We start from the raw sequence: 14,397 nt of genomic DNA on the forward strand, positions 1-14,397 counted from the left end.
TGCCCGGGGGCGTGGATAAGTTCCGCCGGGCGTTTCGACGGCTGGGCCGATTCGTCGGCTCCGTCGCGTGACGCCGGTACGTGCAGTTCGGGACCGGAACGGGACGGGATCGTCACTTCGCGTCGCGGTGACGCGCCGTCGTCCTGGTTCGGTTCCCGTCGGGTCGGGCTCGTCCCAACCACCGTCGTGGTGGGACGGTTCGCGGCTCACGGCTGGTGAGGAACTTCTGATGAGCTACGACGCGCACCGTGGCAACACGCCGCGTCCCGCCAGGCTCGGATCGCTGCTGCTCGCGTTGGCAGTGGTCGTGGGTCTGATCAACGCCCCGCAGTGACAGGCCCAGGCAGCGGTGCAGGGCGAGATCCCGAAGCAGGAGCAGGGCAGCGCCGCCGGGCGTTCCCACGAGGCATCCACAGAGGACACCTCGGCCGAGGGTGGTGGCGGGCAGCCGCACGACGCACCGCCCGCGGACGGGTTGCCCTCGGACGAGCGCCCGCCCGCCCCGGAACTGCCGCAGCAACTGCCGGACAGGGCCGAGGTCAGCATCGGCTCCGAGCCGCAAGTCTCCACTCAGGGGTTCGACCCGAACACCAGCCGTGAACTCAGGAGTGAGCGCTCCAGCACGAGCCAGACCTTCGCCAACGCCGACGGCACCAGGACGCTGCGCGTCTACCAGAGCCAGAAGTTCTCCAGGAGCGCCGACGGCAGCTTCCAGCCGGTCGACCTGACCCTGGAGCGGGACGGCGACGTCTGGAGGACCTCGGCCGACTCGCAGACCAAGAACTTCGCGAACTCCGCCGGTGCCGCCGAGATCGCCTCGGTCGGGCTCGCCGACGGCCGGCGCCTGGGCTTTCGGGTGGCCGAGGCCGCCGACGTGGCCGCGGAGGTCTCCGGCAGCTCGGTCACCTACCCGGGGATCCGGCCGCGGGCCGACCTGAAGCTGCGGGCCACCTCGGTGGGGATCAAGGAGACCATCCTGCTGAGGTCGGCCGACGCGCCGACCGTGTGGGACTTCCCGATGCACGTCGGTGAGCTGACCCCCGAACTGCACGAGGGCTCGGTACTGCTCAAGGACGCCGAGGGCGAGGTCCGCCACGTCATCCCACCGGGCTACATGGTGGACTCCAACGTGCACCCCCGCTCCGGGGAGGGCGTGCGCTCCGACGGCGTGAAGTACGAACTCGTCGGTGACGCCGAACAGCCCGTGCTGCGGGTCTCGGTGGACGAGGAGTGGCTGTCCGCTCCCGAGCGCGTCTTCCCGGTCAAGGTCGATCCCAGCGTGGTCGGCAAGGACACCGACGGCACCACCTACGTGCAGTCGCCCTACACCAGCGACTACTCCGGCGAGCCCAACATGAGCGTGGGCACCTACAACGGCGGTACCAACAAGGCGGCGGCCTTCCTGAAGTTCGACTCGGTCAGTTCCGAACTGGCGGGCAACTACATCCTCGGCGCCAGGCTGCGGATGTTCGAGACCTGGTCCTACTCCTGCGAGGCCAGGCCGGTGACGGTGCACCCGGTCACCCAGCCCTGGTCGGTGCAGGGAAACAAGAGCTACCCCGGTCCGAACATCGGCGGCGAGATCGCCCGCAAGAGCTTCGCCCACGGCTACAACGACAGCTGCGGTTCGCAGTGGGTGGACATCCCGCTGGGCGACGCGGGACGTGACCTGGTGCACGGCTGGACCCACGGCGAGCCCAACCACGGACTGGCGCTGCGCGCCTCCGAGACCGACTCCAAGGGCTGGAAGAAGTTCGCCAGCGCCGCCTCGGCCAACCCGCCCTACCTGGAGATCACCTACACACCGTACTGGGCCGAATACCAGGTCGACGGCATGAGCTCGGTGGTGACCACCACCGACGACGGCCGGATGAGCGTCACCGTGACCAACCGGGGCCGCGACACCTGGACGCCGGGCAACGATTACAAGCTGGGCTACCGCCTCTGGGACGCCGAGGGCAACGAGCTGCCCCGCACCTCCACGGCGTGGACGGACATGCCGCACGACGTCGCTCCCGGCCAGACGGTCACGCTCGACGCCCGTGTGGAGAAGCTGCCACCGGGCGACTACACGCTGCGCTGGGACATGGACCACTACGGCACCACCCGGTTTTCCTGGGACGGCGTGCCCATGTCGGCGCCGGTGAAGTTCACCGTGCCCAACCAGCCGCCCGCCGTGGAGTCGATGTCGCCGCCCAGCGACTACAACGCCTCGGTACTGACCCCCACGCTCGCGCTGACCGGGCACGACCAGGACTCCTACCCGGGCGAGGGCATCAACTACCGCTTCAAGGTGTGCTCCGCGCCCGGTGAGGACTGCTTCAACTCCGGCTGGGTTGACTCCCCGGTGTGGTCGGTGCCGGAAGGCAAGCTGACCTGGGGCGAGAGCTACGTCTGGTACGGCCAGATCGGCGACATGAGGATCGCCAGCCCGTGGACGCAGGGGTCCTACCTGACCACCAAGGTGCCGCAGCCGCCGGTGACCAGCCACCTCTCCTCCGGTGACGAGGTGGCCGGACGCGTCGATCCCGGTGTGGGAAACTTCGCCGAGGTCGAGACCGACGCCGAGGTCGCGGCGGTGGGCCCGGAGCTGGCAGTGGCCCGTTCCTACAACAGCCTCGACCCCAGGAAGGGCCTGGCCTTCGGTTCCGGCTGGTCGACCAAGTGGGACGCGCGGGTCGTGCCGGACGACGACGGTTCCGGCAACGTCGTGGTCACCTACCCCACCGGTCAGCAGGCCCGCTACGGGCTCAACCCCGACGGCAGCTACGCCACCCCCTCCGGGCGCACCGCAACCCTGGTGCGCACCACCTCGGACGGTTGGACGCTGCGCACCAAGGGCGGCCAGCGCTACGAGTTCGACTCGGGCGGACGGCTGACCACGATCATCGACGCCCAGGGACGTGAGCAGCACCTCGGCTACGACGACTCCGGCGAGCTCGCCTCGGTCACCGACGCCACCTCGGGGCGCTCGCTGAACCTGACCTTCTCCGGCGGTCACGTCACCGAGATCAGCACCGGCCCTGACCCGGTGCTGACCTGGTACTACCACTACGACGGTGACCGGCTCACCAGGGTCTGCGACCCTACCGGGGCCTGCGACAACTACACCTACACCGACAGCTCGCACTACCGGTCGGTCACGCTGGACGCCAACCCGCGTGCCTACTGGCGACTGTCCGAACAGTCCGGTACCGCCGTGACCAGCGAGGTGCCCGGCTACTGGGAGTCCAAGGAAGCGGTCTCCCACAACCTCACTCACGGCAGGCCCGCACCGATCGCGGGCAGCTCCACCACGGCGGCCGGTTTCGACGGCTCGTCCAGCTACGTGCGGTTGCCCGACGACATGGTGCGCAACTCGCAGTACCTCGCTGTGGAGATGTGGTTCAAGACCAGCAGCTCCAGCGGTGAGATGCTGTTCTCCACCGGTTACGACCGCCCCGGCGACGCCCCGCCGAACGATGCCGCCATGCCGGTGCTCTACGTGGGTACCGACGGCAAGCTGCACGGGCACTTCTGGAACAACAAGGTGGCCGGGATCGCCACCGACGCGGCCGTCAACGACGGCCAGTGGCACCACGTGGTGCTCTCCGGTGCCCGCGACACCCAGACCATGTTCCTCGACGGGCGGACCGTGGGCAGCCAGAGCGGCGAGCTCGCCAACATCGACCCCTTCAACCACGTCGGCGCGGGCTGGTTCAACTCGTTGGACTGGCCCGCCGCCCCCAACGCGACATGGGACTACTTCGACGGCGACATCGCCGAGGTGGCGATGTACCACCAGCCGATCGGCCGGACCGTCGCCGCCGAGCACTACGCCGCCCGCACCGCCACCGAGCAGCTGACCTCCATCAAGCGAGCCGGAGGGGCCTACGCGGCCGAGGTCTCCTACGACCCCGCCACCGCCAGGGTGACCAGCTACACCGACTCGGACGGCGGCACCTGGCAGGTCGGCGAGTCCACCACCGAGGGCGACGGGTTCCGCTACAGCGAGGCGGTGACCGGATCGCGCCCCAACGCCCACTGGCGGCTGCGGGAGGACGAGGGAACCACCGCGCGCAGCGACCCCGCACTGCGGCGTGCCGAATACCACGCGGTCTCGCGCACCTCCGGGCCGATCCCCGACACCGGCGCGCGCTCCTTCGACGGCCAGAGTTCCTACGTCCAACTGCCGGACGACGCGCTGACCGGCAGAAAGCGGTTGGCGGTCGAACTGTGGTTCAAGACCTCCAGCACCGACGGCGGCGTGCTGTTCTCCACGGGCAACAACCGCCCCGACGACGAGAACCCCACCGGCGGCGCCATGCCGGTGCTCTACGTGGGCACCGACGGCAAGCTGCACGGCCACTTCTGGAACAACAAGACCGAGGGCGCGGTCTCGGCCAACCAGGTCAACGACGGCCAGTGGCACCACGTGATGCTGTCCGGCGAGCCCGAGCGGCAGACGCTGTACCTGGACGGCAGCGCCGTCCAGACGCTGCAGGGGGAGCTGCGCAACATCGACCCCTACGGCTACGTCGGCACCGGGCTGCTCAACGGTCTGAACTGGCCCGCCAAACCCGAGGGAACCTGGGGTTACTTCGAGGGAGCGATCGGCCAGGTCGCCCTGTATCCCTACGGGGTCTCCGGTTCCGACGCCCAGGAGCACTACGCGGCGCGCGGTGACGCGGCCGACTACCGGGCGGCCGTGCGCGAGGAGAACGTCCACACCCTCTGGACGCTGGGTGACCCGGCGGGCAGCACGCACGCCGAGTCGGTGCACGCGCTGACCGACGCCACCTACCACGGCGTCGACCAGGGCGTTCCCCCGCCGATGCGCGGGGCGGGAGCCGTCGGTTTCGACGGGCAGAGCTCGTACGTGCGGCTGCCCAACAGCCAGGCGCGTGGCCGTAGCCGGCTGTCCGTGGAGATGTGGTTCAAGACCTCCAGCTCCGCGGGCGGGGTGCTCTACGCCACCGGTTACTTCGGCCCGAACGTCGCCGAACCCTCCACCGGTGCCGTGCCGGTGCTCTACGTGGGTACCGACGGCAAGCTGCACGGGCACTTCCGCAACGGCAAGGTGGCCGGGATCGCCACCGACGCGGCCGTCAACGACGGCCAGTGGCACCACGTGGTCCTGTCGGCCGCCGGCGACTCGCAGCGCCTCTACCTGGACGGCAACGTGGTGGGCTCGCAACAGGGTGAGGTCGACAACTTCTTCCGCTACGACTTCCTCGGCATCGGACAGGTCGACTCGCGCGACTGGCCCGCCCTGCCCGACCAGGTGTGGAACCACTTCGAGGGCTCAATCGGCGAGGTGGGCTTCTACCACCGGCCGCTGGACAGCGCCAGCGTGGCCGACCACTACTCGGCCAAGCAGGCCGCCACCGCCGTGGACATCACCGGCCCGGACGGCGGGGTCCGCACCTACACCTACGACCCCAACGCGGGCGGCCGGACCATCTCGGTGACCAACTCGGACGGCGCCACCAAGGTGTACGGCTACGACACCGGCGGTTTCGTCAACCGGATCACCGACGCCAACGGCGACACCACCAAGCTCGTCAACGACGAGCGCGGCAACCAGCTGTCCCGCACCACGTGCCGCACCGACGGCACCGAGAAGTGCCACACCAGCTACCGCTCCTACTACCACAACCCGGACGACCCGCTGGACCCGCGCAACGGCAAGGTCACCGAGTTCCGGGACGCCCGCTCGGTCTCCGGGTCGGACGACACCTACCTGACCACCTACTCCTACAACGCCGCGGGCAAGCTCACCAGCACCTCGGAGCCGGGGAAGACGGGCGGTGCCCAGCGCACCACCACCAACACCTACACCACCGGCGAGGAGCCCGCCCCGGGAGGCGGAACCCAGCCGCCGGGGCTGCTGGCCTCCGAGACCGATCCGGCGGGCAACACGACCAGCTACACCTACACCAGTGCCGGTGACCTCGCCAGCGTCACCGACCCGGCAGGGCTGGTCACCGAGTACGACTACGACGGGCTGGGACGCAAGACCACCGAGACCCAGGTCTCCGACAGCGAGCCGGAGGGGTTGACCACCACCTTCGAGTACGACGGAGCGTCCAGGCTGGTCGAGAAGGTCGGCCCCGAGACCGAGAACGCGGTCACGGGCGAGCGCCACCAGCGCCGGGTGCGCAACACCTACAACGGTGACGGCAGCCTCGCCGAGACCACGGTGGACGACGCGCTGGGCAACGACCCGGCCCGCACCACCTCCTACACCTACGACAACCGGGGCCGTCGCCTGGAGGTCACCGGCCCCGAGGGCGGGGTCACCCGCACCGAGTACGACGAGTTCGGCGAGGTGGTGCGTCGGCTGACGCCCACCGGAACCGAGTACACCTACACCTACACCGACGCCCGGCACCAGCTGGCGACCATGACGGTGACCGGGTTCAGCGGTGACGGTTCCGAACCGCACGACGTGGTGCTGGAGTCCCGCGCCTACGACCCGGCCGGTCGGCTGGCCAGCGTCACCGACGCGATGGGGCGCACCACCAGCTACACCTACTACGACGACGGGCAGCTGGCCGCCGAGCGGCTGCTGGACTACGAGGACCCGGAGACCGGCGAGACCCGCGACCTGCTGCTGCGGCGCTACGAGTACCTGGGCGACGGCTCCGAGTCGCTGGTGGTCCGCGGTGACGGGCAGTACAGCACCAGCACCGAGTACGACCCGGCCGGGCGCCCGGTGCGCAGCACCGACCGCGAGGGCGAGCGGGTGCTGCGCTCCACCGAGACCAGCTACGACGCGGTCGGCAACCCGCTGGAGGTCATCGACCGCAACCCCGAGGGTGAGATCACCCGGCACGCCGAGAGCACCTACGACCCGATGGGGCGGCGCCTCTCGCACACCGTGCACACCGGCGGGCAGACCCTGGTCTCGAAGAGCCACCGCGACCAGCGCGGACTCGTGACGTCCACGGTGGACCCCAGGGGCACCGCGCAGGGCGCTGATCCGGCGGAATTCACCACCGAGTACGGCTACGACGCGCTCGGCAGACGCGTCACCGTGACGCGACCGGAGGTGCGGGCCGAATCCGGCGGCGACCCGGCGGAGCCCGTCTCCCCGGTGACCACCACCGGCTACAACACCTTCGGCGAAGCGGTGGCGCAGCGGGGTCCGAACGGCAACGTGAGCACCAACGCCTACGACAAGGCCGGGCGGCTGGTGCGCACCACCAAGCCGGACTACACCCCGCCGGGGGCGAGTGAGCCGATCACCGCCACCAGCACCCGGAGCTACGACGCAGCCGGGCGCGTGGTCGAGAGCACCGACGCGCTGGGCAACACCACCACCTTCGACTACGACGAGCTGGGCAACCTGGTGCGGCGCACCGACCCGGCACGCGAGGGCGAGCAGTCCGGCGGCGTGTGGCGGGCCACCTACGACCCGCTGGGCGAGCGGCTCTCGACCACCGACGTGACCGGCGCCGAGACGCACTACACCTACGACGAGCTCGGCAGGACGATCACCTCCACCGTGGTGGAGCGGGTGCCGGAGCCGACCAGGAACCTGACCACCCGCTACACCTACGACGTGCTGGGCAATCCGGCCTCGGTCACCACCCCCACCGGGTTGACCACCACCTACGAGCACGACGACCTCGGCAACCCGGTGAGCATGACCGACCCGGCGGGCAACACCACCACGTCGGTCTACAACGCGCAGGGCAAGCCGGTCTCGATCACCGAGCCGTCCGGGGTGACCACCACCTACGAGTACGACCTCGCGGGCAGGCTGCTGCGCACGGCCGACCTGGACGCCTCCGGCGAGGAGGTGCGCAGCCGCGGCTTCGGCTACGACCGCGCGGGCAACCAGGTCAGCAGCACCGACGCGCACGGGGTGACCACCACCCGCTCGTTCGACCCGCTGAACCGGCTGCGCTCGGTCACCCGCCCGGTCTCCGAGACCGAGAAGATCACCACCAGCTACGGCTACGACGCGGCGGGCAACGTCACCAGGGCGACCGACGGCAACGGCAACACCACCGTCTACACCGTCAACTCGTGGAACCTGCCCGAGTCCACGATCGAGCCCGCCACCGAGCGGCACCCGGACGCCGCCGACCGCACCTACACCACCGCCTACGACGCGCTGGGACGGGTGAAGCGGGAGATCCAGCCGGGCGGGGTGACCGTCAGCAAGTCCTACGACGCGCTGGGCAACCTCGTCGGCGAGAGCGGCTCCGGCGCGGAGGGGGCCACCCCGGACCGGAGCTTCGGCTACGATGCTGCCGGGCGGATGACCTCGGCCTCGGTGTCGGGCAGGACCAACACCTTCGGATACGACGACCGAGGCAACCTGGTCTCGGCCTCCGGGCCCTCCGGTGACTCCACCTTCGCCTACGACGACGAGGGCAGGATCAGCGCCACCACCACGGCGGCAGGGGAGGCGTCGTTCGGCTACGACGCGGCCGGGCGGCTGGCCACGGCGGTGGACCCGCTCACCGGCATCACCGCCTCCTACGGCTACGACGACGCCGGGCGGCGTGCCCGCGTGGAGTACGGCGACCAGGGGACCTACCGCGAGTACGGCTACGACGAGCTCAGCAGGCTCTCCTCCGACACGGTGCACCGGGCCGACGACTCGGTCAGCACGGAGCTGTCCTACGACTACGACGTGGCCGACCGGCTGATCAGCAAGAAGAACTCGACGGCCTCGGGCACCACGAGCTCGAAGTACACCTACGACGAGGCGGGCAGGCTCACCTCCTGGGACAACGGTGACCAGGTCACCGAGTACTCCTGGGACGCGGCGGGCAACCTCGTCGGCTCCGGCGGCGAGACGGCCACGTTCGACGCGCGCAACCGGCTGCTCTCGCGGGGCGGCACCGAGTTCGAGTACTCGGCGCGCGGCACCGTGACCGCCCGGAGCGCGGGTGGGACCACCACCGACGTGCGGTTCAACGCCTACGGCGAGATGACCGCCGACGGTGACAAGTCCTACGGCTACGACGCGCTGAACCGGCTGGTCTCGGCCGGGTCGCGTTCGCTGTCCTACGCGGGCGACTCGCTGAAGGTGACCTCGGACGGGCAGAGCCGGTACTCCTACACGCCGGAGGGTGGTGCGCTCGGGGTCGCCAACGGCGGTTCGGCCGGGATCGCGGTGACCAACCAGCACACCGACCTGGTGGGCGCGGTCTCGCCGGACGACGGTTCGGTGTCGGGGTGGCGTTCGTACTCGCCGTTCGGCCAGGTGAGCCGGAAGGAGGGTGCGCAGCCCTCGCTGGGCTACCAGGGGCAGTTCACCGATGCCGACAGCGGCAAGGTGAACATGGGTTCGCGCTGGTACCGGCCCGGTACGGGCACGTTCACCTCGCGGGACTCGGCGAACCTGGATCCGACCAGCACGACCGACGCCAACCGGTACGCCTATGCGGGTGGTAATCCGCTGACGCGGATCGATCCGAGGGGCTACTTCTGGGGTGCCGCGCTCGACGTCGTCAAGGAGGTCTCCGGTTACAACGACGCCAAGCGGTGTTTGCAGGGCTCCTGGGCGGGGTGTGCCTGGACGGCGGCGAACTTCACGCCGGTCGGCAAGCTCGCCAAGGGGGCCAAGGCGGCCTACAAGGGCTACAAGACCTGGAGCCGGAGCCGCAAGGCGGGCAAGGCGGCCGACGACGTGCCCTCCGGCGGGAGGAAGTTCAACCGCGGGGGCGGCGGTAAGGCCAAGAGCAAGGGCAAGAGTCGAGGCGGCGGCAAGGCCCGGGGTAGGGCCGGTAGTCGGGTCGGCAAGGTCGTGCGGAACGTCGGTGGGCGTGTGGCCGTTTCCGCTGGTGGTTCGGCGGCCGGTAAGACCATGTCGCGGGCGGCGATCGCGCGGGCCAAGGCGGCGGCGCGTGAGGCGGCCCGGAAGGCGGCGCGGCGCAAGCGGGTGCGTGACGACGCGATGACGCACCACCCCAAGCCGAAGCCGTCGAACACGGTTTCCGACCAGGTGCGCAACAAGCTGGACCGGTTGGACAACCAGGACCCGGTCGAGCTGGGCGTGCTGGCCGCGGATGCGGTGTCGGCGGGTTCGGAGGAGGATGCCGGTGGGTTCGTGCCCGAGGCGTTGGGGGCTGTGGGTGGTCTCCGGCGTGGTGGTGGGGTGTCCCGTCCGGGGGCGACGCCGGATCTGCCCGATGGTGGTTCGGCGCGCTCGTCCGGCTCGTCGGGTGCTGGTGGTGCGTGTACGCCGAACAGTTTCGTGCCGGGTACCGAGGTGGTGTTGGCCGATGGGTCGCGCAGGGCGATCGAGGAGGTCGAGCTCGGTGATCGGGTGTTGGCCACCGACCCGGAGACGGGGGAGACCGCGCCGAAGCGGGTGACGGCCACCATCACCGGCCAGGGTGAGAAGCACTTGGTGGAGGTCACCGTCGATGTCGGTGGCGACCGAGGCGAAAAGACGGAGTCGGTGACGGCGACGGGCGAGCATCCGTTCTGGGTGCCCACCCGCGACGAGTGGGTCGAGGCGGCCGATCTCCAGGCTGGGGACCGGGTGCGCACCGCCGAGGGTGAGCAGCGGCTGGTCACCGGTATCCGCACCTGGACCGCCCTACAGCGGGTCCACAACCTCACCATCAACGACACCCACACGTACTATGCGGTCGCAGGCGAGACACCCGTACTCGTCCACAACAGCAACACGCAGTGCTGGGACGACGGCGGCTGGGTCCAGTACGGCGAACTCGACCAAGGCCGAGCCACCGGCATGACCGCACGAGTCACCAAAGGTATGCTTGATAAGGGCACGAAAGCTCAAAAAGATCCCCCCGGTTTCGTAAACGGCGTTTCACGAAAATACGGTGGGTATGGCCATGCGCGTGGTCACCTTTTGGCGAAGCAGCTCGGCGGTCCTGGCGATAATCGCAAGAACCTGACTACATTGTATCAAGATCCGGTAAATACGCCGAACATGCGTGCTTATGAGCGGGAAGTTAGAAAGGCGGTCAGCTCTGGTGCTGGTCCGGTGAGCTACGAAGTTACTCCGGTGTATCGAGGGGCGAACGGTATGCCGGAAGGGGTTACGATGACGGCGCGTGATGCTTCAGGGAGAGATGTTTTTCCTCCGGTATCATTGTTGAATCGGCTGCCGTGAATCGTGGAAGGAGGTTTATGGTGTCATCAGTGTTGGATCGATTGAAGTCGGTGTTGCCGCCACCGGAGGTGTCGCTGGACCCGGTGGATTGGGCGGCGGTCGAGCAGGCGTTGGGGCTGCGGTTGCCGAGTTATTACAAGGAGTTCATGGATACGTACGGTGGAGGTACCATTGAGGATTTTCTGATCATCTATCGCTTCGCGGATAATATCGAGGGAACCTTGGAAATATGGCGTAGCGAAATGCGGAGGGTGCGTTATTTTTGGGATGAGGTTCCGGAGTGGGCGACTTTGGAGGAAGGAAGGGAGAATATTCTGCCGTGGGCGAATACGATTGATGATGACGTGTGTTACTTGTTGATGGAGCCGCGGGAGGATCCGGAACAGTGGTGTGTGGTGTCACGGGATGAGGATATGGAGTGGAGTGTGTTCGAGGGTTCGATGGTGGAGTTCTTGGTGGAAGTCGTCTCGGGGCGGCGTCGGGAGCCGTGGATGCCGCGTGATTTTCCAGGTGATTCGCCGTGGTTCAAGACGACGGCGCAGTACCTTGCCGATACTGACCCTGGGTGAGGGTTTGTTAGGTGTGATGCGGGGAAGCTCGGTGAGGTGGTTTGGTAGCGTGTAGCGGTGGTTCGGCTCGGGGTGTGGTGTTTGCTGGTGGGGTGTGTTTTCGTTGGGTATCGGTGGTTGGCTGGGGGCTGCCATTCATTGGTGAGAGGATTGAAGTGTCCGCTCAAACGGGAACACTTCACACCTACTACGTCGCTCTCGGCCGTGATGAGGCACTCGCCGGTGACTCGCGATGCGACACCTATAAACTTCCCCTTCGGTATGAGGCCGGCGGGGCAGGGAACGAAGCAGGGATCGCACTTCAACGTGCGCCCTGTGGACAAACCCAGAACCGGAAATGTTGACGGGACGCGCGACCACTATCCTTTTCGGTGAGCAGGTGACGATGAGCTGGCTCGGCACCGTCGGCGACACAACGGAACTCAAGAAACTCTACGGAGGGAAAGCGCCCAGCCTGGAAGAGGTCGAACTCGTCGAGGTGAAGTTGCGTCAGGGAAAGGAGGGTGTCTCGCTCAGGTTCGATCTCGCCGAATTTCCGGATTCACCCCCGGAAAGTTGGGCCAGAAAAAAGCACAACACAGTACAGTTGACGGTCCGCTTCGTGGGGATCGTCGACCTCTCGCTTCGCGGGTGGGGGGAGTACGTTGTTTCGGATCTTCACATAGGCGAAGAAAACGGAGTAATCTGTTGTGCGATCGAATCGCATGTGACGGAGCTAAAACTGAGAGCAAGAAGCGCTCGTCTCGAAAGAATATCCGGGTATCAGAACATGGAACGTCCGGTATGTCCTTATGAGGGTGGTGGCGTCCACTGGGGGAGTTGTTGATTTTCCGGAAAGATTATCTTCGTGTTTCGAAGCTCGTGGGTCGATCAGTTGGTGGTGTATCCGGGCAATGAGCTGGGTTGATTACGTGATCAGAACCGAAGGGATCAGGGCGATATACGGTGACCATCTCCCTGGGCTGGACGGGATAACCCTGCGAGAGGTGACACTCGATTATGAATACCTATCCGTCATGCTCGGGTTCGACCTCCCGGAGCTCCCGGTGGTGATGCCGAAGAAATGGGAGAGAAAAGGTGCTGATTCCGTTCGGTTGAAACTCGATTTTTTGGATCCCTCCGAGCTGGCCATTCAGGGATGGACGGCGCCGCTGAAGGTGGATCTTCGGATGAAGAAAACGGACAACGGTGAAGTGAGCGCTGTGATCGATTCGGGGGAGGTCTATTTCAGCGCGACAGCCAGGTTTGCCAGTATCCGAGAGATTTCGGCTCACAAGAGTCCGGGGAGGTGACGGAGAATGCCAAGTGAGTGTTCCAGCGTCTTCTTTTGAACGCTGAACAGCTTCTCCTCGGTTGGTTGATAAAATCTTTTTTGTGGAGATGTTCGCTGGAGCTCGTGCGGGAACACAGCTTGGTCGAACACCACATCGGGAGCTTCGGCTTTCGGGCGCCCGGAGGGGCTCTCCAGAAGCTTCCCCGAGGAGATGGACGAATTCAGCCGCGACTCGAAGGTCCGTGCTCGTAGCGTTTCACGAAAGAACGTCAAGTTCTCACACTCGCTCGTTCCCGGCCCCGTGAACGCCCTCCGATCGTCGCCGTCCGATCGGCTTTCCGGCGCAACTTCGTGTTACTTGATCGATACTGTCTTTACCGTTCAACCTCTCCCCACCAGCATCGATGTTCGGGTGCACCCGCTCCGTCACCCCCAGCGAGGAGAGTTTCGATGCGTGGACGAAGGAAGCGACTGCTCGGTGGCGCCGCCCTGGCACTGACCGCCCTGCTGTCGGCATCAGCCACCAGCGCCGCCAACCCGGCCGACTCGGCGGGCACTTCCGCGGTGACCTTCTTCGACGACTTCTCCGGCGACAACCTCGACCGCTCCAAGTGGAAGGTCCTCAGGACCGGCGAGAACTTCGGCACGGTCAACAACGAGCAGCAGGCCTACGTGGACTCCCCGGAGACCATCTACATCGACCAGAACGTCGCCGGTGCCAGCGGCGGCGCGCTCGCGCTGCACCCCCGCTACCGGCCCGGTTTCCAGGCCCCGGACGGCCGCGGCTACGACTTCATCTCCGGCCGGGTGAGCACGCAGGACCGCTTCGAGTTCACCTACGGCAGGTACGAGGCCCACATCAAGCTGCCGGAGAACGCCGGCGCTGCCGGGCTGTGGCCGGCCTGGTGGTCGTTGGGCGCGAAGATCGACGAGGGCGAGCCCTGGCCCACCAACGGTGAGGTCGACGTGATGGAGAACGTCGGTGAGCCGTGGACCAGCGTCGCGCTGCACGGCCCCGAGTACCACGGCGACACCCCGGTCAACGCCAGCCAGTCCTTCCCCGGCGGCGATCCGGGCGGCTGGCACACCTACCGCGCCGACTGGTGGAACGGCGGGTTCACCTTCTTCGTCGACGACAGGCAGATCTACCGCATCACCAAGGCCGAGATCGAGCGGAACGGCTGGACCTGGGTCTACGACGACCCGCAGTACATGATCCTCAACTTCGCGCTCGGCGGCACCTACCCGCAGGGCGTCAACGGGGTAACCCAGCCCTACCCGGGAATCCCGCAGTCCACCGTGGACAAGGTCGCCTCGGGCAGCTCGCGCTACCTGATCGACTGGGTCAGGGTCTCCCAGTGAGCCATCCCACCGCGCGGTCGGGAGCTCCTCTCCCGGCCGCGCGGGCCGCTCCTCGTGGGCCCCGCCCCGAGCGGCCCAGTGCTCGGCCCGGGGAACCTCCCACC

6 protein-coding genes are annotated in these 14,397 nt (G+C 67.4%); all 6 read left to right on the forward strand.

Going from position 1 to position 14,397, the window contains the following annotated elements; all coding sequences use genetic code 11:
* The first annotated feature begins 349 nt into the window (after positions 1 to 349).
* The 6 genes from BLQ75_RS15865 to BLQ75_RS15885 all read left to right on the forward strand — a co-directional run bounded on the left by BLQ75_RS15865 (position 350) and on the right by BLQ75_RS15885 (position 14,293).
* Positions 350 to 11,089 (forward strand): LamG-like jellyroll fold domain-containing protein, encoded by a 10,740-nt coding sequence (locus BLQ75_RS15865; protein ID WP_092603079.1) that lies wholly within the window; start codon positions 350 to 352, stop codon positions 11,087 to 11,089.
* Between the two features lie 20 nt (positions 11,090 to 11,109).
* Positions 11,110 to 11,658 (forward strand): SMI1/KNR4 family protein, encoded by a 549-nt coding sequence (locus tag BLQ75_RS15870; protein ID WP_170837524.1) that lies wholly within the window; start codon positions 11,110 to 11,112, stop codon positions 11,656 to 11,658.
* A 261-nt stretch (positions 11,659 to 11,919) separates the two neighbouring features.
* The gene (locus BLQ75_RS24730) at positions 11,920 to 12,033 is read left to right on the forward strand and encodes an HNH/endonuclease VII fold putative polymorphic toxin (RefSeq protein WP_425286464.1); all 114 of its coding nucleotides are present in this window, start codon (positions 11,920 to 11,922) and stop codon (positions 12,031 to 12,033) included.
* Positions 12,034 to 12,043: 10 nt separating this feature from the next.
* The gene (locus BLQ75_RS15875) at positions 12,044 to 12,484 is read left to right on the forward strand and encodes an Imm50 family immunity protein (RefSeq protein ID WP_244515636.1); all 441 of its coding nucleotides are present in this window, start codon (positions 12,044 to 12,046) and stop codon (positions 12,482 to 12,484) included.
* A gap of 67 nt (positions 12,485 to 12,551) precedes the next feature.
* Positions 12,552 to 12,950, forward strand: coding sequence for an Imm50 family immunity protein (locus BLQ75_RS15880; protein ID WP_170837527.1), 399 nt, complete (start codon positions 12,552 to 12,554; stop codon positions 12,948 to 12,950).
* A 431-nt stretch (positions 12,951 to 13,381) separates the two neighbouring features.
* Positions 13,382 to 14,293, forward strand: a complete 912-nt coding sequence (locus tag BLQ75_RS15885) for a glycoside hydrolase family 16 protein (RefSeq protein WP_092603088.1) — start codon at positions 13,382 to 13,384, stop codon at positions 14,291 to 14,293.
* Positions 14,294 to 14,397 lie beyond the last annotated feature (104 nt).

The organism is Actinopolyspora xinjiangensis (assembly GCF_900104475.1).
GTDB classification, from domain to species: Bacteria; Actinomycetota; Actinomycetes; order Mycobacteriales; family Pseudonocardiaceae; genus Actinopolyspora; species Actinopolyspora xinjiangensis.

What these genes read in the sequence shown, in the direction of transcription:
- BLQ75_RS24730 (WP_425286464.1), top strand. Translation starts at nt 11,920, where the DNA reads ATGAGGCCGGCGGGGCAGGGAACGAAGCAGGGATCGCACTTCAACGTG.
- BLQ75_RS15885 (WP_092603088.1), top strand. Translation starts at nt 13,382, where the DNA reads ATGCGTGGACGAAGGAAGCGACTGCTCGGTGGCGCCGCCCTGGCACTG.
- BLQ75_RS15875 (WP_244515636.1), top strand. Translation starts at nt 12,044, where the DNA reads ATGAGCTGGCTCGGCACCGTCGGCGACACAACGGAACTCAAGAAACTC.
- BLQ75_RS15880 (WP_170837527.1), top strand. Translation starts at nt 12,552, where the DNA reads ATGAGCTGGGTTGATTACGTGATCAGAACCGAAGGGATCAGGGCGATA.